Origin of the sequence: Streptomyces sp. NPDC058701, from assembly GCF_042715295.1 — a bacterium.
GTDB lineage: Bacteria > Actinomycetota > Actinomycetes > Streptomycetales > Streptomycetaceae > Streptomyces.
In genome coordinates this window covers 214,425-234,604 of the sequence record NZ_JBHXSY010000005.1, presented here as the reverse complement: position 1 = coordinate 234,604, position 20,180 = coordinate 214,425, and the positions used below count along the sequence as shown (strand labels likewise).

Genomic DNA, 20,180 nt, shown 5'->3' with positions numbered 1-20,180 from the left:
CTTCGGCGCGGCCTGGGGCGGGTACCCGTAGCCGGGCTGGGGCTGCTGACCGTACGGGGGCTGCTGCGACATGGCGGGGCCTCACTGCGTGTTCCGGTGTGATCGCGTAAAGCTACGGGCCGGGCCCTACGCAGCGTGCGACAGTGGCCAAACCGTGACAATCGAAGGCCCAACCACCCCTCACGAACGCCGCGGTCCGCGTCACCCTGTCCCTGCCGCTCGGCGTGTATGGACCGAGTACGGCGAGGATGGAGATGGGCAAGCACGCCGGCGGTTCGCTGAAGACGCCGCCGAACCCGGGCCTGCCGCTGCCCATCCCGCCACCGACACCCACCCGTTTAGCAGCCCACCCCTGACCCTCGGACCAGGTCGGGACGTCGTGGTGTCAGGGCGCTCTGATCCCCATGCGTCCGGCCCGGCGAACCCCCCGCCGGGCCGGACGCGGCCCTGTCGGGCGTGTGGTCAGCGGCCGCTCAGCGGGTCGTGGTCGGAGAGGGCGGGTGTCGTCCGAGGCTTCGGCCGATCAGACGGAGGCCTTTGCGCGTTCCCACTCCGCCGCGTAGTCGTTGAAGATCCGCCGGAGGTGGTGGCCGATCTTCAGGTAGTCCAGGTCGTCGAGGTTGGCCAGGGAGACGCGGACGGACCACTGCGGGCCGTCGAAGCCGCCGCCGTTGAGCAGCACCACCGAGGTCTGCTCGGCGAGCCGGAAGAGCGGGTCGACCGGCTCGTAGTTCTTCTCCAGGACCATCCGGTCGATGAAGCGGATTTTCTCCGGCTCCAGGGTCAGCGTCCCGTACCGCTTGGCCAGGCGGTCCTTCTGGTCCTGCGGGAAGCCCGCGATCATCTCGTCGACGACGTTGTCGTCGTGCAGACCGATGACGCCCAGGCGCCAGCCGGTGCAGCCGTAGTGCTTGGAGTACGAGTACACCAGCAGGGTGTTGCGGGGCAGGTCGATCGCGATCGAGCGGAAGCCCGGCACGAAGGTGCCGTACACGTCGTCGGTGACGATCAGCAGGTTCGGGTTGCCGGTGGCGACGATGTCCTTCATCTGGTGGGCCATCCGCTCGCTGAGCGCCAGCGACGGCGGGTTGCTCGGGTTCACCAGGCAGACCAGCTTCACGGACGGGTCGGCGAGCTTGGCGATCTCCTCCTCCGGGTAGCGCCACTGCCGTACGCCGGTCTCGGCGAAGAGGCTCGCGGAGACGTTGACCACCTCGAACTCGAAGGTGTCGAGCTCGGGGATCTCGATGTACGGGGTGAACACCGGGGTCATCAGGGCGATCTTGTCGCCCTTGTGGAGGACGCCGTTCTTCATCAGGGAGTCGACGATGTAGCACATGGCGGCGGTGCCGCCCTCCGTCGCGAACAGCGAGAGATCGCCGGCCGGCGGCCGCTTGTCGAACATCTCGTCGCCGACGTAGCCGCGGACGACCTGCTCCGCGTGGACCAGCATCCGGTCGGGCACCGGGTAGTTGTCGCCGGTGATCGCGTCCGTGAGTTCGTGGACGTACGCGTCCTTGTCGATCTCGACGTGCGCCCAGGCCCCGACCAGCAGGGAGACGATCAGCGTGCCGCAGATGCCGCCGAGCGTGATGGGTCCGACGCGCAGCTTGCCGACGAGGTACCCGACGGCCAGGCAGAGGAAGAGGGCGAGTTCCGGATTGTCACGCAGCACGCCCACCGGCCGTCACCCGGCCTGACCCGGCGGGCGGGTGGGTGGCGATGTGTGTCGACATTCCACCACCCTGGTCCGGCGGGCGGGCGACCGCCCACCGGACCAGGGCCGTTCGGGTCAGGCCGCCGGGGCGGGGTCCTCGTACAGCCCGTCGATCAGCGCGCCGTACTTCTCGCGGATCACCCGACGGCGGAGCTTGAGCGAGGGGGTGAGCTCACCGCTCTCGGGTCCCCACTCCCCCGTCAGCAGGTGGTAGCGCTTGATCTGCTCGGTCCGGTTGAGCCGGGCGTTGGCCGCGGCCACCGCACGGCCGACCTCCTCCCGTACGGCCGGGTGCGCGGCCAGGTCCGCGGGGGAGGCCGCCTCGATGCCCTGGGCCGCGGCCCAGGCCGGAGCCAGGTCCGGGTCCAGGACCAGCAGGGCGACGAGGTAGGAGCGGCCGTCGCCGTGGACCAGGGCCTGCCCGATCAGCGGGTGCTCCTTGACGGTGTTCTCCACCAGCGCCGGCGAGACGTTCTTGCCGTTCGAGGTGATGATCAGTTCCTTCTTGCGGTCGGTCAGCCAGAGGAACCCGTCCTCGTCGAGCCGGCCGATGTCCCCCGTCGGGAACCAGCCGTCCGCGTCGGCCGCGTCCTCCAGCGAGCCGTCGGGCCGCAGGTAGCCCCCGAAGACGGTCGCGCCGCGGGTGAGGATCTCCCCGTCCGCGGCGAGCCGCAGCTCCACTCCCTCGATCGGCCGGCCCACCGACCCGAGGCGGAACGCGTCCGGGCTGTTGACCGTGCACACGCCGGAGGTTTCGGTCAGCCCCCAGGCGTCCATGATCGTGATGCCCCAGCCCGCCCAGAAGCGGACCACGTCGATGGGCATCGGCGCCGTCGCGCTGGCCGTCCAGACGAGCCGGTCCATCCCCGCCAGGCCCAGCAGCGGGTCCAGCACCCGCTCCTTCGCCGCCGCGTACGAGGCTTCGAGCGCGGCCGGCACCCGTTCGCCGCGCTCCCGGTGCGCGGCGCGGGCGCGGGCCAGGTCGTTCGCGGCCTCGATGGCCGCCCGCTGGTCCTCGGGGAGCCGGGCGAGCACGGCCCGTACGGAGGCGGCCAGCTTCTCCCACACCCGGGGCACACCGAAGAACTGCACCGGCCGCAGCTCGCGGACCGCGCCGGCCACGGCGGTGGGGTCGGCGCACAGCCGTACGTGCGCGGCCCGCAGCAGCGGCAGGTAGATGCCGAGGACCCGCTCGGCGATGTGCGCGAAGGGCAGGTAGCAGATGTGCTCGGCGTGCTCGGGCAGGTCCACGTGCCGGTCGAGGCGGATCGCCTGGAGCATCAGGTTGCGGTGGGTCAGCCGGACGCCCTTGGGGTCGCCGGTGGTCCCGGAGGTGTAGACGACGGTCAGCGGGTCCTCGGGGCGCGTCTCCCGCCAGGCCTTGTCGAAGGCGTCGGCGCGGTGCAGCCTGACCCCGCCCGCGTACAGGGAGGCGTACGTGCCGTGCGGACCGGCCTCGGCGGCCTCGGCCACCACCAGCCGCTCCAGGGGCACGTCGGGGTCGGACAGCAGCGGCTCCCACCGGACGAGCTCGCGGGCGCCCTCCACGACGGCGACCCTGGCCCCGCTGTGGCGGGCGATGTGGGCGATCTGCTCGGGCGCGGAGGTCCCGTACACGGTGACGGGGACGGCGCCGAGGTGGACGAGGGCGAGGTCGCTGAGCCAGTGCTCGGGGCGGTTGCCCATCATCAGCAGGACGTGCTCTCCGCGCCCGACTCCGAGGGCGGCGTATCCGGCGGCGAGGACGGCCACCTTGAGGCGGGCCTCGGACCAGGTCAGGGTCGTCCACCCGGCGGCGTCGGGGCCCGTGCGCCACGAGAGGGCGGGGAGCGCCCCGTGCGCGGCGGCGTTGCGGGCGAGCAGGGCGGGAACGGTGATCTCTTCGGGTCGTCCGGGCAGTCGCAGGTTCGTGGTCATGGGCAGCTCCTGGCCGTTTCACATCGTTGGTGCGACAGCAATACTGTTGAACCCAAGCTGTGGAGCAGAGAGCGAGGCGCAGACGATGGCCGACCAGGCACCCGAGCCGATGCTCACCGTGGACGAGCTGGCAGCCCGGGCGGGCGTCACCGTCCGCACCGTACGGTTCTACAGCACCCGCGGCCTTTTGCCCCCTCCCGTGATCGGCCCTCGTCGGGTCGGCCACTACGGGCCGGAGCACCTCTCGCGGCTCGCGCTGATCGAGGAGTTGCAGCACCAGGGCATGACCCTGTCGGCCATCGAGCGGTACCTCGACGCCCTGCCCGACGACCTGAGCGCGCACGACCTGGCCATTCACCGGGCCATGGTGGCGAGTTGGGCACCCGACGCGGCCCGGGAGGCCTCGCGGGCGGAGCTGGAGAAGCGGGCCGGACGCAGCCTGTCGGACGCCGATCTGCGGAGGCTGACGGCGATGAACGTGCTCGCCGCCTCGGGGGACGGGTTCCGGGTGGACGTGGGGCTGCTGCGGCTGGGGGTGGCGCTGCTCGACGCGCCGATCGCGCACGAGACGATCCTGGCGGCCCGGCGGGTACTGGTGGACCACACCCGGTCGGCGGCGCACGAGTTGACGGCGCTGTTCCGCGACGAGGTGTGGGGGCCGTTCACCGAGGGCGAGAGCGACCCCGAGCGGGTGGAGTCGATGAAGGCGCTGTCGGCGCACATGCAGCCGATGGTGGTGCAGGCCCTGGTCACGGCCTTTCAGCGGTCCCTGCGGGAGGAGCTGCGGGCGGCGTTCGTCTCGGGCGAGGACTGACCGGTCCGTACGGCGGGGGCCGCCCGCCCGGGCCGGTGGGTCCGGGTAGATTCACCGTCATGGCTGTCATCCACCGCACCACCATAACCCCGACCAAGCACGAACTCCTCGCCGCCTGGCTCCCGTTGCGTCCCTGGTACCGGGGAACCGGGGGCCCGGCGGAGCTCACGGCGGCGGATCTCACCACGGCGGGAGGGTTCCGGCTCGACGACCCCGCGGGCGAGGTCGGCATCGAGTTCATGGCCGTCACCGACGGATCCGGTGCGACGCCGGTCTCCTACCAGGTGCCGCTCACCTACCGGGGCGCCCCGCTGGCGGGCGCCGAGGCGGGCCTGATCGGTACCAGCGAGCACGGCGTCCTGGGGACGCGCTGGATCTACGACGGAGCCCACGACCCGGCACTGGTCGCGCAGTTGCTCGCCCTGCTGGCCGGCGAGACGGCGGCCCAGGCCCAGCGGGAGAGCGACGTCCCCGACCCGACGGTCCGGGCGCGCCCCGAGGGGCCGGGCGTACCGGCGGGCCTGACCTGGCGGCCCGGGAGCGTGACCGACACCGCCGACGCCAGCGTCCTCGCGGTCGGCGCGGCCGGGCGCCCCGACGCCGCTCCCCTGACTCTGAGCCTGACCCGGGTGCTTCGCCCCGGGCCCGCCGCCGGGGACGGGCTGCTCAGGCAGGTGCTGGCCCGGTGGACCGCCCCGGACGGCGCCGAGCTGCGCGGGGCCGTCGCCGTGCTGCGGGACGCGGACGGCCCCGACGGGGGCGAAGGCGGCCGCTGACCGGCTGCCGCGCGGGCGGCCGGTGACCGGCCGTGGTCCCGGGCCCGCGCGGGCCCGGGACCTGTGTACTCGGCCCGCGTACGCCTTGGTCCGCGTACGTCCCGGCCCCCGCCTTGGTCCGCGTACACCTCAGTCCGCGTACGTCTCTCCCCGCTCAGCCTTCGCCACCAGCGAGGCGGGCGGGGCGAACCGCTCGCCGTACGCCGCCTCCAGCTCGCGGGCACGGGCCACGAAGCCCGCCAGGCCGCCCTCGTAGCCGTTGACGTACTGGAGCACGCCGCCCGTCCAGGCCGGGAAGCCGATGCCCATGATGGAGCCGATGTTGGCGTCGGCGACCGAGGTCAGCACGCCCTCGTCGAGGCAGCGGACCGAGTCGAGGGCTTCCGAGAAGAGCATCCGCTCCTTCATGTCCTCGAAGGGGATCTCGTACCCGGGCTTGGTGAAGTGCTCGCGCAGGCCCGGCCAGATGCCGGCGCGCTTGCCCGCCTCGTCGTACGCGTAGAAGCCGCCCCCACCGCTGCGGCCGGGCCGGCCGAACTCGTCGACCATCCGGTCGATGACGGTGTCCGCCGGGTGCTCGGCCCAGGTGCGACCCTCGGCCTCGAAGGCCTTGCGGGTCTCGTTGCGGATCTTTCGCGGCAGGGTGAGCGTCAGCTCGTCCATCAGGGAGAGCACCTTGGCCGGGTAGCCGGCCTGAGCCGCGGCCTGCTCGACGGAGGCGGGCTCGATGCCCTCTCCGACCATCGCCACGCCCTCGTTGATGAACTGGCCGATGACGCGCGAGGTGAAGAAGCCGCGCGAGTCGTTGACCACGATCGGCGTCTTGTTGATCTGGCGGACCAGGTCGAAGGCGCGGGCGATGGCCTCGTCGCCGGTCTGCTCCCCCTTGATGATCTCGACCAGCGGCATCTTGTCCACGGGCGAGAAGAAGTGCAGCCCGATGAAGTCCGCCGGCCGCTTCACGCCCTCCGCGAGGCCGGAGATCGGCAGGGTGGAGGTGTTGGAGCACAGCAGCGCGTCGGGCGCGATGACGTCCTGGATCTCCTGGAACACCTTGTGCTTGAGGGCGGTGTCCTCGAAGACCGCCTCGATGACGGCGTCGCAGCCCGCCAGGTCGGCGGTGTCTGCGGTCGCGGTGATCCGGCCGAGCAGCTCGGCGCGCTGCGCCTCGGTCGTACGGCCGCGCGAGACGGCCTTGTCGAGCAGCTTCTCGGAGTACGCCCTGCCCTTGGCGGCCGCCTCGGCGGTGACGTCCTTGAGGACGACCTCGATGCCGGCCCGGGCGCAGGAGTACGCGATGCCCGCGCCCATCATGCCCGCGCCGAGGACGGCGACCTTGCGGACCGTGCGCGGCTCGACGCCCTGGGGGCGGCTGCGGCCGGCGTTGACGGCCTGGAGGTCGAAGAAGAACGCCTGGATCATGTTCTTGGCGGTCTGGCCGGTGACCAGCTCGGTGAAGTAGCGGGCCTCGATGGTCAGCGCGGTCTCGAAGTCCACCTGTGAGCCCTCGACGGCGCAGGCCAGGATGTTGCGCGGGGCCGGGTACGGGGCTCCGTTCAGCTGCTTCTTCAGGTTGGCCGGGAAGGCCGGCAGGTTCGCGGCGAACCGCGGGCTGGACGGCGTGCCACCCGGGATCCGGTAGCCGGGCACGTCCCACGGCTGCTTCGACTCGGGGTTCGCGTCGATGAAGGCCCGGGCCTTGTCGAGCATCTCCTCGCGCGTGGCGGCCAGTTCGTGGACCAGGCCGTTCTCCAGGGCGCGCTGCGGGTTGTACTGGGTGCCCTGCAGCAGGACCTTCAGCAGCGCGTCGGCGATGCCCATGAGCCGCACCGTGCGGGTGACACCGCCGCCGGCCGGCAGGAGTCCGAGGGTGACCTCCGGCAGGCCGATCTTGGAGCCGGGCGCGTCGAGGGCGACGCGGTGGTGGGAGGCCAGGGCGATCTCGTAACCGCCGCCCAGGGCCGCGCCGTTGATGGCGGCGACCACGGGCTTGCCGAGGGTCTCGATGCGGCGCAGCGAGGCCTTGATCGCGGTACCGGTGTCGAAGGCGAGCTGCGCGTGCTCGGGTCCCAGCCGGACCATGTCCTTGAGGTCGCCGCCCGCGAAGAAGGTCTTCTTGGCCGAGGTGTAGATGAGGCCGCGGATGGAGTCCTTCTCGGCCTCCGCGCGGTCGGCGATCGCGGCGATGGAGTCCTTGAAGGCCTGGTTCATCGTGTTGGCGGACTGGTCGGGGTCGTCGAGGATCAGGGTGACGACACCGGTCTCGTCCTGTTCCCAGCGGATGGTTCGGGTCTCGGTCATGGGTGGGTCTCTCCGTGGAGTCTCGTTCGGCGGGGCCGGGGCAGAAGGGGCCGGGAGTCGGCCCGGGCGCTACGCGGGATCGGCGCGTTCGCCGCGCCGCACGGCTACAGGCGTTCGACGATGGTGGCGACGCCCATGCCGCCGCCGACGCAGAGGGTGACGAGGCCGTAGCGCTTGTCCTGGCGCTCCAGCTCGTCGATGACGGTGCCGAGGATCATCGCGCCGGTGGCGCCGAGCGGGTGGCCCAGCGCGATGGCGCCGCCGTTGACGTTGACCTTGTCCAGCGAGACGCCCATGTCCTTGACGAAGCGGAGCACGACGCCCGCGAACGCCTCGTTGATCTCGATCAGGTCGATGTCGTCGATGGTCAGGCCGGCCTTCGCCAGGGCCTTGCGGGTGGCCGGGGCGGGGCCGGTGAGCATGATGGTCGGCTCGGAGCCGGAGACCGCCGCCGAGACGATCCGGGCGCGCGGCCGCAGGCCGCCCCGCTCCCCCGCCTCGCGGGAGCCGATGGCGACGAGCGAGGCACCGTCGACGATGCCGGATGAGTTGCCCGCGTGGTGGACGTGGTCGATCTTCTCCACCCAGTGGTACTTCTGCAGGGCGACGGCGTCGAATCCGCCGAGGTCGCCGATGTCCGCGAAGGACGGCTTCAGCCGGGCCAGGGTGTCCGCGGTGGTGCCGGGGCGGATGAACTCGTCGTGGTCCAGGACGACCAGGCCGTTGCGGTCGGTGACCGGGACGACGGACCCGGCGAACCGGCCGTCCTTGACCGCCGCGGCGGCGCGCTCCTGGGAGAGGGCCGCGTACTCGTCGACGTCGCGCCGGGAGAAGCCCTCGATGGTGGCGATCAGGTCCGCGCCGATGCCCTGGGGCACGAAGCCGGTGTCCCAGTTCGTCATCGGGTCGGCGAACCAGGCACCGCCGTCGGAGGCCATCGGCACCCTGGACATCGACTCCACGCCACCGGCGAGGACCAGGTCCTCCCAGCCGGAGCGGACCTTGGCGGCGGCCATGTTGACGGCTTCCAGGCCGGAGGCGCAGAAGCGGTTCTCCTGGACGCCCGCGACGGTGTCCGGGAGCCCGGCCGCGATGGCCGCGATCCGGGCGATGTCGGAGCCCTGGTCGCCGACCGGGCCGACCACGCCGAGCACGATGTCGTCGATGGCGGCGGGGTCCAGTCCGGGGTTGCGCTCGCGCAGGGCGTGGATGAGGCCGACGACCAGGTCGATCGGCTTGGTGCCGTGGAGGGCGCCGTTGGCCTTGCCGCGCCCGCGCGGGGTGCGGATCGCGTCGTATACGTAAGCTTCGGTGCTCACTGGTCAAGCCTTTCGCAGGATGCTGGTGGAGGCCGGGGAAGCCGGCGGGGTCGGGTCAGCCGAGGAGGGAACGGCCGATGATCTCCTTCATGATCTCGGTCGTACCGCCGTAGATGGTCTGGATGCGGCCGTCGACGAAGGCGCGCGCCACCCGGTATTCGCTCATGTAGCCGTATCCGCCGTGGAGTTGCAGGCAGCGGTCGGCGACCCGCTTCTGGAGCTCGGTCGCCCACCACTTGGCCATCGAGGCGTGGACGTGGTCGAGTTCGCCCGCGGTGTGGTCGGCGATGCACCGGTCGAGGAAGGTACGGGTGACGGCGCACTCGGTGGCCATCTCCGCGATCTCGAACCGGATGTGCTGGAGCTTGGCCAGCGGACGCCCGAAGGCCTCGCGCTCCTTCACGTACCGCGTGGTGATCTCCAGCAGGTGCTCGGAGGCGGCGATGGCCGCCATCGCGATGCCCATCCGCTCCTGCGCGAGGTTGGTCATCAGGTGGACGAAGGCGCCGTTCAGCTCGCCGAGCAGGTTCTCCTTGGGCACGCGCACGTCGTGGAAGAACAACTCGGCGGTGTCCTGGGCCTTCTGCCCGATCTTGTCGAGGTTGCGGCCGCGCTCGAAGCCCTCCGCGCCGCGCTCGACGACGAGCAGCGACAGGCCGTGCGCCCCGCCCTCGGGGGTGGTCTTCGCGACCACGACGACCAGGTCGGCGAGGATGCCGTTGGAGATGAAGGTCTTCGAACCGTTCAGCACCCAGTGGTCTCCGCGGTCCTCGGCGGTCGTACGGATCGCCTGGAGGTCGGAGCCGGCGCCCGGCTCGGTCATCGCGATGGCCGTGATGGTCTCGCCGGAACAGAAGCCGGGCAGCCAGCGGCGCTTCTGCTCCTCGGTGGCCAGCGAGGTCAGGTACGGGCCGATGATGTCGTTGTGCAGCCCGATGGCGAGTCCGGGGGCGCCCGCCCGGGTGAACTCCTCGGCGATCACGGCCGCGTACCGGAAGTCGGGGTTGCCGCCGCCCCCGTACTCCTCCGGGACGGCCAGGCCCAGCAGGCCCTGGCGGCCGGCGGCGCGCCACGCCTCCCGGCTGACGATGCCGTCCTTCTCCCACTGCTCGTAGTGCGGCAGCACCTCCTTGGCGAGGAAGGTGCGGACGGTCTCGCGGAACGCCTCGTGGTCGGCGTCGAAGATCTGGCGCTGCATGGATCGGCTCCTTAAAGCCAGTTCCTGACGGTTTCGATCAGCCGGGCCGGCTCGGGGCCGGCCGGCATGACGTTGAGCGGGGTGACGCCCGCCTCGCGGAAGGCCTCGGCGCGTGCCGGCTCCAGGGCCGCCGCCCCGTCGGCGGCGCGGCGCGGAGCGCCCGCGTCGTCGAGCATCACGGACAGCTCCATCAGCCCTCCTCCCCGGGTTGCCGCGCCGCGGACGCCCGCCCTGCGGACTGCCCTGCGGATTTCTGCTCTGCGGATTCCCGCCCTGCGGATTCCCGCCCTGCGGCCTCCGACTCCAGCAGGGCCGGCACGCCCCAGTCGGCGGCCACCGAGGCGGTGTGCGCGCCCGGCAGGGCCGGGCCGCTCGTCACGGCGCCGGGGGTCGCCGAGAACCGCGGCGCCGGTGCGGGCTGGACGATCCCTCCGAAGTCGGTGAAGGTGCCGCGGGCGGCGAGGTGCGGGTGGTCCGGCGCCTCGCGCAGCGAGAGCACGGGCGCGACGCAGGCGTCGGTCCCCTCGAAGACCGCCGTCCACTCGGCGCGCGTACGGGTCCGGAAGCGCTCGGCGACGGCCTCGCGCAGCTCGCCCCACCGGGCGAGGTCCTTGCGGGCGGGGGCCCGGTCCGCGATGCCGAGCAGCTCGGTGAACGTGTCGTAGAACTGCTGCTCCAGGGCGCCGACCGCCATGTACTGCCCGTCGGAGGTCTCGTAGGTGCCGTAGAAGGGGCAGCCGCCGTCGAGGAGGTTCGCCCCGCGCCGGTCCTGCCAGCCGCCGGCCGCCATCATGCCGTGGATCATCGCGGTGAGGTGGGCGGCGCCGTCCACGATGGCCGCGTCGACCACCTGGCCGGTTCCGGTGGCACGCGCGTGCTGGAGGGCGGCGAGGACACCGATGACCAGGTAGAGCGAGCCGCCCGCGTAGTCCCCGACCAGGTTGGCGGGAACGGCCGGGGGCGCGTCCGGATCGCCGATCATGCCCAGCGCCCCCGTCACGGCGATGTACGCGATGTCGTGCCCGGCGGTGTGGGCCAGCGGGCCGTCCTGGCCCCAGCCGGTCATCCGGCCGTACACCAGCGCCGGGTTGCGCGCGTGGCACTGGGCCGGGCCGACGCCGAGCCGCTCGGCGACCCCCGGGCGGAACCCCTCGACGAGCACGTCGGCCCGCTCGACGAGGTCCAGGACGCGGTCCGGGCCCCCGGCCGACTTGAGGTCGAGCAGGACGGAACGCTTGTTGCGGTTGGTGACGTCGTACGCGGGGTTGACCGCCAGCCCGCCGCCGCCCGGCCGGTCCACCCGTACGACGTCCGCCCCCAGGTCGGCGAGGAGCATGGCGGCGAACGGGCCCGGACCGATGCCCGCCAGTTCGACGACGCGCACCCCGGAGAGCGGGCCGTTCCCTGTCACTGCCATCGGGCCCCCAGCGTTTCTGGTCTGCGACTGTGTGACACAACTGATGTAACACCAGTGATGCTAGGAACGCGCCGCGCTCTGCACAAGCCCTTGGGCGAGCAAGCGCTTAGCAGTCTGCCCCGATCGGGGTGGACAGGGGTGGTGGACCGGGCCGAGCCCGAGAACCGGATGCCCCACCTCCCCGATCAAGCCACGTGCGGCTGGGTACAGGTGCCCCAGGCGCCCGGGGCCGGCCCGTTCGGCGTCCGGATCTCCGGCCGGACCGACGTTCCTTCCGGCGTGACCGCGGCCGCCCTGAACGTGACCGTCCCCGGGGCACGGCCGTTCGACCGCCCGCCCGCCCGCCCGGAACCGCCCTCACGGCCGCCCGTACGGGCACGCTAGCCTCGGCGGGCGACAGCAGCCAGAGGACGCGGTGCCGGACGAAGGAGTGCGCGGGATGGACCAGGAACGAACGTACGACGTGGTGCTCTACGGCGCCACGGGCTTCGTGGGGGCGCTCACCGCCGAGTACCTCGCCGCGCACGCCCCCGCGGGCTGCCGCTGGGCCCTCGCCGGCCGGAACACGGCGAAACTGGAGCTGCTGCGCGAGCGGCTCACCGCGATCGACCCGGCGTGCGCGAACCTTCCGCTCATCGCCGCGGACGCGAGCGACACCGACGCCCTGCGCGAACTGGCCGCCTCCACAAGGGTCCTGGCCACGACCGTGGGCCCGTACATCTGGTACGGAGCCGAACTCGTCGCCGCCTGCGCCGAGTCCGGGACCGACTACGTGGACCTCACCGGCGAGCCGGAGTTCGTGGACCGGATGTACGTCGAGCACGACGCTCGGGCCCGTGAGACCGGTGCCCGGCTCGTCCACGCCTGCGGCTTCGACTCGATCCCGGCCGACCTGGGGGCCTACTTCACCGTCGGACAGCTTCCCGAGGGCGTACCGCTGCACGTCGACGGGTTCGTCCGGTCCAACGCCCTCTTCTCCGGCGGCACCCTCACCTCGGCGCTCACCGCGCTGAGCCGCGGCCCGCAGACCCTCGCGGCCGCGCGCGCCCGCCGGCTGCACGAGCCGCGGCGGTTCGAGCGCCGGGCCCGCGGACCGGCCGGGACACCCCGGTACAGCAGGGAGACCGGCACCTGGGCGCTCCCGCTGCCCACGCTGGACCCCGCGATCGTGGCCCGCTCGGCCGCCGCGCTGGAACGGTACGGACCGGACTTCCGCTACCGGCACTACGCCTCCGTCAAGCACCTTCCCGTCGCCGTGGGCGGTACGGCGGCGATCGGCGCGACGGTGGCTCTCGCCCAGGTCGCGCCCGCCCGGCGCTGGCTGATGAACCGCTGGGAGCCGGGCCGCGGACCGGACGCGGAGCGGCGGGCGCGCAGCTGGTTCACGGTGCGGTTCGTGGGCGAGGGGGGCGGGCGGCGCGTGTTCACCGAGGTCTCGGGCGGCGACCCGGGGTACGGGGAGACCGCGAAGATGCTGGCGGAGTCCGCGCTCTGCCTGGCGTACGACGCCCTCCCGGACGCCGCCGGTCAGCTGACGACGGCGGTGGCGATGGGCGACGCGCTCATCCCCCGCCTCCAGAAGGCCGGAATCACCTTCCGGGTGGCGGACGCCCGCTGAGGGCGGGGGGCCGGCCGGGCAGCCCGGGCGGGCCGCCCGGCCGACAGGCCGGCCTCAGCCGGCTTCCTTCAGCGCCCGGCGGCACAGGGAATCGGCGTGCCGGGTGGTCTCCGGGATCCGGAAGCGGGGGCTGAGCGCCAGGGCGTGCGCGCAGGCGTTGTCCAGCGAGACCCGGTGCCCGACGGATACGTAGACGGGCTTGATCCCGTCCTGGGTCCGCAGTGCCCGCCCGACCTCCGCGCCGTCGGCCGCGAGCAGCGCGGCCGCGTCGCCCCGCCGGGCGCCCGGTTCCCCGTACGTGAAGGTGAACGGGTTCTTCGCGACCCCGATGGACGGGAGCCCGGTCACCACCCCGAGGTGACAGGCCAGGCCGAAGCCGCGGGGGTGGGCCAGCCCGTAGCCGTCGCAGACGACGAGGCCCGGCGCGGTGGTGAGCGCGTCCAGGGCGGCCAGTACGGTCGGCAGCTCGCGGAAGGCCAGCAGCCCGGGCACGTACGGGAAGCTGACCCGCCCGACGGCGGTGGTCTCCTCGACCACCTCCAGGGTGGCGGCGTCGAGCACCACGGCCGCGGCGGCGACCAGGTCCCGGGCGTCGTCGTAGGCGACGTCCACGCCGGCGACCAGTCCGAGCCCGGGCGGTGGGCCGGGCTCGGTGAGCACGACCTGATGGCGTAGTTCGTCCTGTATCGCCCGGGCCTCGGCCTCGTCGGCGGGGGTCTTCACACTCGTCATGATGGTGCGAGAGTAGCCTGGCGATCATGTTCGTCATGGAGCTCACCTACACCGCGCCCATCGAAGCCGTCGAGGACGAGATGGACGCCCACATCGCCTGGCTGGACGGCTACTACGCCGCCGGGATCTTCCTCGCGTCGGGCCGCAAGGTCCCGCGCGACGGGGGTGTCATCCTGGCGGGCGGTGTCTCCCGCGGGGAGATCGAGAAGATCGCCGCCGAGGACCCCTTCACCGTGGCGGGCGTCTGCGCGTACCGCATCACGGAGTTCATCGCGACGAAGACCTCGGCGGACCTGTCGACGGTCCGCGAGCACCCGGCGGTGTAGGGGGGGCGGGGTCCGCCGCCGGACCCCGCCCGATCGGACCCGCCCGGGTTACCGGCCCCCGCCCCTCACCCCCGCTCCAGGCGGCCCACCCGGCCCTTCTCGCCCGCCGCCCAGCAGCCGCCGTCGGGGGCGCAGGCGACCGTGTCGAACGACCCCGCCTCCAGCGGCCGCCAGGTGCGGCCCCCGTCCGCGGTGACGTCCGTGCCGGTCGGCCCCACCGCCAGGGCGGTGCCCGCCCCGTACGGGTACCAGGCCGCTCCCGACCGGTACGCCGGAGGCGGGGTCGACGCCTGTCGCCAGCTGCGTCCGCCGTCGGCGGAGCGGGCCGCGGCCTGCGGCGAGGCTTCGCCGGTGCGGTAGTCACCGCCGACCGCGAGTCCCCTCGTACGGTCGCGGAAGGCGAGGGCGAAGACCCCGCGCGCCGGGTCGCCGGCGGGGAGGGTGGATTCGGCGACTCTCCAGGTCAGGCCGCGGTCGGCGGAGTGCAGGACCCGCGCCGTCGCCCCGCCGCCGGTGGCCAGCCAGACGTCCCGCGAACCCGCGGCGACCAGGCACTGGCCGCTCGCGGCGAAGCCCGCCTCGCCCGGCAGCGCCTGCGGCATGCCCGTGTCCGGCAGCACCCGCCAGCTCCGGCCGCCGTCGTCCGTCGACAGGATGCGGAACTTGCCGTCCACCGGGTCGCTCATCGCCAGGCCGTGCCGGGCGTCGAAGAAGGTCAGGCAGTCGTAGAAGGCGCGCGGGTCGGAGTTGCGGAAGGTCTCGGACCAGGTGACGCCGCCGTCGTCGGTGCGCAGCACCCTGGAGGCCTCGCCCTCGCCGATGGACAGGGCGACCGCCCGCCGGGAGTCGAAGGCCTCCACGTCGCGGAGTTCCAGCCCCTCCGCGACGGCGCCCGGTGGCGAGACGTCCCGCCAGCTGCGGCCGCCGTCCACGGTGCGGAGCACCCGTCCCTTGGAACCGGCCACCCAGGCGGTGGTCCGGCTGACGGCGGCCAGCCCGCGGAAGCGGGATGCCCTCGCGCTCTCGCCGGTCTCCTTCAGCGCCCAGCCCACGCCGGGCCGGCCGTACCCGTCCGGCCCGCCTCCCACGGCCCCGGCCCCGGTCCGGCCCGCGGCGGCGGCCCTCGCCAGCTCGGCACCCAGCACCTCTCCACCGGCCCGGTCCGCACCCGCCTGCGCGGGGGCCGCCAGCACCCCCACCAGCAGTGCCGCGGCTCCCACGCTCACCCCTAATCCCAGAAGTCTCATGGCGCCGGAAGCTAACGCACCCCCGATCCGCCGTCCAGGGCGCGTCCCCGCCACCGCTCCCGCGCGCCCGCACCCGGCCCTGACCCGTGCTTGGGCCTGTCGAGTGAGCGGTAACCGGCCCTTCTCGGACCGCTCCGCGGCCCGCGACGGCCCGCGGCGTCCTTCCGCCACCTCTCCCACCTGGTCACTCTGTGCGATCACACAGAAAACTTCCGGCCAATCGGTGACACAGGTCACGTCACCCACCATGCACGGAATTGCCGATTCCGGCGTCTATCGGGTTGCCGGGTTCCACCCACAGCCCGGCAGCAGATCCGCCGCAAGGGAGTGTGCCTTGATCACTGTCATCGAGCAGGCCGTGCAGGCCCGTCTGGTCGCCACGGCGCCGAAGGTCGAGACCGTGCCCGTCACCCTCTGCTACGACCGGTCGGATCCGTTCGCCGTCCGCATGGCCTTCCCCGCCCCGGCCACGCTGGAGGGCATCGAGATCTCCTGGACCTTCGCCCGCGAGCTGCTGGAGTCCGGGCTGGACCGCCCGTCGGGCAGCGGCGACGTGCGCGTGCGCCCGTACGACGCCGACCGGACGACGATCGAGTTCCACGCGCCCGAGGGGGTGGCGATCGTCCTGATGGTGACCGCCGAACTGCACCGCTTCCTCGAGCGGGCCTCGGCCGTGGTGCCTCCCGGCCTGGAGCACCTGTACCTCGACATGGACCACAGCCTGGCCGAGCTGATGCGGGACACCTGCTGAGCTTGCGGGACACCCGCTGACCACCGACCGCACCCCCGCGCCAATTCGCTTGCGGCCGCCCCCGGCCGCCCGTAGCTTCGTAGACGCCCCATCGCCGCCGAAACGGAGCAGGACATTGCTCGTCTGAGGTTCGAGACACCGACCCGCCCTGGCGTTCGCCGCCATCGTCCGCCGACGGCTGTCTCCCCGCGTTGCACGCACCACTCACGCAACCTGGAGGCCTCCATGAGCCATTCCTCTCCCTTCATCACCTGCTCCTCCCTCTCCTTCGACTGGCCCGACGGCACTCCCGTCTTCGACCGACTGCACCTCTCCGTCGGCCCCGGCCGCACCGGCCTGATCGGGCTCAACGGCTGCGGCAAGTCCACCCTGTTGAAGCTCATCGCTGACGAACTGACCCCCTCCGACGGCGAAGTGTCCGTAGCGGGTTCGGTCGGCCACCTCCCGCAGAACGTCACCCTCGACACCGCGCTGCGCGTCGACGAGGCGCTCGGCATCCGTACCGCCCGCACGGCCCTGCACGCCATCGAGGCGGGCGAGGCCACCGAGGCGAACTTCACCGCCGTCGGCGACGACTGGGACGTGGAGGAACGGGCCGTGGCGACGCTCGACCGGCTCGGGCTCGCCCGGATCGGCCTGGACCGCACGGTCGGCGAGCTCTCGGGCGGCGAGTGCGTCCTGCTGCGGCTGGCCGCCCTGCTGCTCGCCCGGCCCGACGTGCTGCTGCTCGACGAGCCCACCAACAACCTCGACCTGCGGGCCCGCGGCCGCCTCTACGCGGCGGTCGAATCGTGGACCGGGGTGATGGTCCTGGTCAGCCACGACCGCGAGCTGTTGGAGCGGGTCGACCAGATCGCCGACCTGCGTGACGGGCAAGTCCACTGGTACGGCGGGAACTTCACGGACTACGAGGAGATGCTCGCCGCCGAGCAGGAGTCGGCCGAGCGCATGGTCCGCGTCGCCGAGGCCGACGTACAGCGACAGAAGCGCGAACTGGCCGACGCCCAGGTCAAACTGGCGCGGCGCAAGCGGTACGGCCAGAAGATGTACGAGAACAAGCGCGAGCCGAAGATCGTCATGGGCGCCCGGAAGCGGGCGGCGCAGGAGTCGGCCGGCAAGCACCGCATCATGCACGCCGAGAAGCTGACCCAGGCGCGGGAGCGCCTGGACCAGGCGGTGGAGGCGGTGCGCGACGACGACGAGATCAGGATCGAACTCCCCGCGACCCGGGTGCCGCCGGGGCGGCGCGTGCTGACCTTGAGCGACCTGCGGCCGGCCCACGGGGCAGCCGTACGGGGTGAGTGGGAGCTGCGCGGTCCGGAGCGGATCGCGCTGGTGGGACGCAACGGTTCGGGCAAGACCACCCTGCTGCGCACGATCGCCGGGCAGTTGGAGCCGATCTCCGGCGAGGCCGTGACGCACGTGTCGACACGGTTCCTGCCGCAGCGCCTGGACGTGCTGGACGACAGTCGTTCGGTGGTGGAGAACGTGGCGCGGTTCGCCCCGCACGCCACGAACAACGTGATCCGGGCGCGGCTCGCGCACTTCCTCTTCCGGGGAGCCCGCGCGGACCGGCCGGCCGGCACCCTGTCGGGCGGCGAGCGTTTCCGCGCGGCGCTGGCGGCGCTCCTGCTGGCGGAGCCCGCTCCGCAGCTGCTGATGCTGGACGAGCCCACGAACAACCTGGACCTGGCGAGCGTGCGGCAGCTGACGGACGCGCTGGATTCGTACGAGGGCTCGCTCGTCGTGGCCAGCCACGACGTGCCGTTCCTGGAGTCGATCGGGGTCACCCGGTGGCTGCTGCTGGACGGCGAGCTGCGCGCGACCACGGCGGAGGAGGTCCGGGAGGAGCTGTGGCACGGATGACCGCTGGGGGGGCGACGGCCCCCCCCCTGTTCTCGCACCTCAGCCCCGGCTCGTGGTCATGGACCGGACACGCCGCCGTCCCGGCCGCTTCGCCACCGGCATCGGGGTCACCCCGTACGGCCCGGCCCGGCGCGGTGAGACCCGGCCCGAACCGTACGGGGTGACCTCACCTCACTTGGCGGGGCAGTAAGGCCCAGGACTTGGTGCCACCGGTGGCGGTGAGGACGGGGGTGAGTCCCCAGTCCCCGCCGCAGGTCTCGACGGTCGCGGCCAACAGCCACATCCCGCGGTTGCGGCGCCTCCGGCACTCCTCGCGCGCCTCGGGCGAGGAGTGCGCCGGGTGCTGGTCGTAAACGACGATCCGCAGAGCGTCGAACTGCCAGCGAACGGTGAGTACCATCTCCGTGTCGGGTGTGAACCGGTGCGCGCACGCGACGAGTTCGGACGCCGCGAGGGCTGCGGCATCGCGCAGGTCGGTCAGACCGTGCCGGGTGATCAGGGGCCGGACCACGGATCGCGCGGTGCCCGCGCAATAGGCGCTGCCGTGCAGTCCTATCGAGTAGTTCAGCTTTTCCGCCTCGGGCGGTATCTGCAGGACCTCGCGGACCGGGCTCAGGCCACGGAGAGTGCCCGTCATCGTGCTGCTCCAAGTATGGGTGTGATCGACGGCGGTGTGATCGAAGACCGGTGCGGTCCCGGAGTGCTCGCGCAAGGCCACGGCGTCGCCCCGTGTGAGACTTGCGCTACCGACCGTAGCCCAACCTCGTTCGCAGTTCTACTACTTGTGCCCGTACTTGCTGACTTCTCATGCTATTTCCAGGCAGCTTCGAGTCCGTCCGGGTGGAGCACCCGGACGGGGGCGGGCCGAAGCGCCGGATCGGCGGTGCGGCCGACGTCGGCCACGCGGGCGACCGGGCCCCGGGGCGCGAAAAGCAGACCCGAAGTGGACGCGGAGGGTCATGTTCCGGCATGACTTTGCCCCCGGAATAGCCCATCCAGACGCGCTCACACTGCATAGATAACTAGACGTAACCGGACACACCCTCCCGTGGGGCTTGGCTCTCCTTGATGCCGCGCTTAACCTACGAGTCCGTAAGCTACGGAACCGTAGGTAATTCGCTTTGCACTCAGGAGTACCCGTGACGATCACCTCTCCCCACCTCGGCAGCTCGGAGGCGTGGACGGACGCCAAGCTGCTGTTCGCGCTGGAAGAGGTGGTCGAAAAGGAGCTCAACCGGCATCTGCAGGTCACCAAGGACTGGATGCCCCACGACTACGTCCCGTGGGCCGACGGCCGGAACTTCCCCGCGTTCTTCGAGGACGGCGAGGCCTGGGACCCGAAGCAGTCCAAGGTCACCGAGATCGGCAAGATCGCGCTGGTCGTGAACCTGCTGACCGAGGACAACCTGCCCAGCTACCACCACGAGATCGCGTCCCTCTTCGGGCGCAACGGCGCGTGGGGCACCTGGGTGCACCGCTGGACGGCCGAGGAGGGCCGCCACGGCATCGTGATGCGCGACTACCTGCTGGCGTCGCGCGCGGTGGACCCGGACAAGCTGGAAGCGTTCCGGATGCAGCACATGTCGGAGGGCTTCGAGTCCGACAATCGCCACTCGATGCTGCACTCGGTCGCGTACGTGGCGTTCCAGGAGCTCGCGACCCGCATCTCGCACCGCAACACCGGACACCAGTCCGGTGACCCGGTCTGCGACCGGATGCTGGCCCGCATCGCGCAGGACGAGAACCTGCACATGATCTTCTACCGCAACCTGCTGGGCGCGGCCTTCGAGCTCGCCCCGGACCTCACCATGCAGGCCGTGCGGGACGTCGTCGTCGGCTTCCGGATGCCCGGACACGGGATGCCCGGCTTCGAGCGGATGGCCGCGCAGATGGCGATCGGCGGGGTCTACAACCTGCGGATCCACCACGACGACGTGCTGAGCCCCGTGATCCGCTTCCTGAAGATCATGGACATCGACGGCCTGGGCCCCGACGGCCAGCAGGCCCAGGAGGAGCTCGGCCTGTTCATGAACGGCCTGGACTCCGAGGCCCGCAAGTTCGACGAGCGCCTGGCCGCCCGCGCGGCACGCATCGCGGCCCGCAAGGGCTGACCGGTTTCCGCTCGCTCGGCCGAGTGATGCCGATTGCCCTGGCAGAGCCGTGCTCTGCCAGGGTTTCGCG

Annotated in this window: 17 protein-coding genes; 7 read left to right on the top strand and 10 right to left on the bottom strand. The window is 72.3% G+C overall.

Features of this window, described 5'->3' with window-relative positions; all coding sequences use genetic code 11:
* Nucleotides 1-523 precede the first annotated feature (523 nt).
* On the bottom strand, nucleotides 524-1,681 hold the full coding sequence (locus tag ACFWW8_RS07455; RefSeq protein ID WP_386524890.1) for a bifunctional aspartate transaminase/aspartate 4-decarboxylase: 1,158 nt from the start codon (nucleotides 1,679-1,681) through the stop codon (nucleotides 524-526).
* 111 nt (nucleotides 1,682-1,792) lie between these two features.
* Nucleotides 1,793-3,634: an AMP-dependent synthetase/ligase gene (locus ACFWW8_RS07450; protein WP_386524887.1), complete on the bottom strand. Its 1,842-nt coding sequence runs from the start codon at nucleotides 3,632-3,634 to the stop codon at nucleotides 1,793-1,795.
* A gap of 85 nt (nucleotides 3,635-3,719) precedes the next feature.
* Between ACFWW8_RS07450 and ACFWW8_RS07445 the strand changes: the two genes are divergently transcribed.
* Both ACFWW8_RS07445 and ACFWW8_RS07440 read left to right on the top strand, forming a co-directional pair.
* Complete coding sequence (locus tag ACFWW8_RS07445) at nucleotides 3,720-4,448, top strand: MerR family transcriptional regulator (RefSeq protein ID WP_386524885.1); 729 nt, start codon at nucleotides 3,720-3,722, stop codon at nucleotides 4,446-4,448.
* A 59-nt stretch (nucleotides 4,449-4,507) separates the two neighbouring features.
* Nucleotides 4,508-5,224, top strand: a complete 717-nt coding sequence (locus ACFWW8_RS07440) for a 1,4-alpha-glucan branching protein (protein ID WP_386524883.1) — start codon at nucleotides 4,508-4,510, stop codon at nucleotides 5,222-5,224.
* Between the two features lie 129 nt (nucleotides 5,225-5,353).
* Here the strand turns inward: ACFWW8_RS07440 and ACFWW8_RS07435 are convergent, their stop codons facing one another.
* The 5 genes from ACFWW8_RS07435 to ACFWW8_RS07415 form a co-directional block, all read right to left on the bottom strand.
* The gene (locus tag ACFWW8_RS07435) at nucleotides 5,354-7,525 is read right to left on the bottom strand and encodes a 3-hydroxyacyl-CoA dehydrogenase NAD-binding domain-containing protein (RefSeq protein ID WP_386524879.1); all 2,172 of its coding nucleotides are present in this window, start codon (nucleotides 7,523-7,525) and stop codon (nucleotides 5,354-5,356) included.
* Nucleotides 7,526-7,629: 104 nt separating this feature from the next.
* Entirely contained in the window at nucleotides 7,630-8,844 is a 1,215-nt protein-coding gene (locus tag ACFWW8_RS07430; RefSeq protein WP_386524876.1) for an acetyl-CoA C-acetyltransferase, read from the bottom strand.
* 55 nt (nucleotides 8,845-8,899) lie between these two features.
* Nucleotides 8,900-10,042 carry an acyl-CoA dehydrogenase family protein gene (locus ACFWW8_RS07425; protein WP_386524874.1) on the bottom strand — a complete coding sequence of 381 codons (1,143 nt, stop codon included), beginning with the start codon at nucleotides 10,040-10,042 and terminating at the stop codon, nucleotides 8,900-8,902.
* An 11-nt stretch (nucleotides 10,043-10,053) separates the two neighbouring features.
* The gene (locus tag ACFWW8_RS07420) at nucleotides 10,054-10,233 is read right to left on the bottom strand and encodes a hypothetical protein (protein WP_386524871.1); all 180 of its coding nucleotides are present in this window, start codon (nucleotides 10,231-10,233) and stop codon (nucleotides 10,054-10,056) included.
* Entirely contained in the window at nucleotides 10,233-11,459 is a 1,227-nt protein-coding gene (locus tag ACFWW8_RS07415; protein WP_386524869.1) for a CaiB/BaiF CoA transferase family protein, read from the bottom strand. The genes ACFWW8_RS07420 and ACFWW8_RS07415 overlap by 1 nt, the downstream gene beginning before the upstream one ends.
* A 439-nt stretch (nucleotides 11,460-11,898) precedes the next feature.
* Between ACFWW8_RS07415 and ACFWW8_RS07410 the strand changes: the two genes are divergently transcribed.
* Nucleotides 11,899-13,077 carry a saccharopine dehydrogenase family protein gene (locus ACFWW8_RS07410; RefSeq protein ID WP_386524867.1) on the top strand — a complete coding sequence of 393 codons (1,179 nt, stop codon included), beginning with the start codon at nucleotides 11,899-11,901 and terminating at the stop codon, nucleotides 13,075-13,077.
* A gap of 54 nt (nucleotides 13,078-13,131) precedes the next feature.
* Here the strand turns inward: ACFWW8_RS07410 and ACFWW8_RS07405 are convergent, their stop codons facing one another.
* Nucleotides 13,132-13,809 (bottom strand): endonuclease V, encoded by a 678-nt coding sequence (locus tag ACFWW8_RS07405; protein ID WP_386524865.1) that lies wholly within the window; start codon nucleotides 13,807-13,809, stop codon nucleotides 13,132-13,134.
* Nucleotides 13,810-13,835: 26 nt separating this feature from the next.
* Here ACFWW8_RS07405 and ACFWW8_RS07400 point away from each other — a divergent pair, with 26 nt between their 5' ends.
* On the top strand, nucleotides 13,836-14,135 hold the full coding sequence (locus tag ACFWW8_RS07400) for a YciI family protein (protein WP_386524863.1): 300 nt from the start codon (nucleotides 13,836-13,838) through the stop codon (nucleotides 14,133-14,135).
* Nucleotides 14,136-14,200: 65 nt separating this feature from the next.
* Here ACFWW8_RS07400 and ACFWW8_RS07395 read toward each other — a convergent pair whose 3' ends face one another.
* Complete coding sequence (locus ACFWW8_RS07395; RefSeq protein ID WP_386525113.1) at nucleotides 14,201-15,223, bottom strand: WD40/YVTN/BNR-like repeat-containing protein; 1,023 nt, start codon at nucleotides 15,221-15,223, stop codon at nucleotides 14,201-14,203.
* Between the two features lie 493 nt (nucleotides 15,224-15,716).
* Here ACFWW8_RS07395 and ACFWW8_RS07390 point away from each other — a divergent pair, with 493 nt between their 5' ends.
* Entirely contained in the window at nucleotides 15,717-16,133 is a 417-nt protein-coding gene (locus tag ACFWW8_RS07390) for an SsgA family sporulation/cell division regulator (protein ID WP_386524860.1), read from the top strand.
* 225 nt (nucleotides 16,134-16,358) lie between these two features.
* Nucleotides 16,359-17,999 (top strand): ABC-F family ATP-binding cassette domain-containing protein, encoded by a 1,641-nt coding sequence (locus tag ACFWW8_RS07385; protein ID WP_386524858.1) that lies wholly within the window; start codon nucleotides 16,359-16,361, stop codon nucleotides 17,997-17,999.
* 166 nt (nucleotides 18,000-18,165) lie between these two features.
* On the opposite strand, the gene ACFWW8_RS07380 is transcribed toward ACFWW8_RS07385, so the two are convergent.
* Nucleotides 18,166-18,636: an ATP-binding protein gene (locus ACFWW8_RS07380; protein WP_386524855.1), complete on the bottom strand. Its 471-nt coding sequence runs from the start codon at nucleotides 18,634-18,636 to the stop codon at nucleotides 18,166-18,168.
* A gap of 502 nt (nucleotides 18,637-19,138) precedes the next feature.
* On the opposite strand from ACFWW8_RS07380, the gene ACFWW8_RS07375 reads away from it, so the two are divergent.
* Complete coding sequence (locus ACFWW8_RS07375) at nucleotides 19,139-20,110, top strand: acyl-ACP desaturase (RefSeq protein WP_386524852.1); 972 nt, start codon at nucleotides 19,139-19,141, stop codon at nucleotides 20,108-20,110.
* The last annotated feature ends 70 nt before the right edge of the window (nucleotides 20,111-20,180 follow it).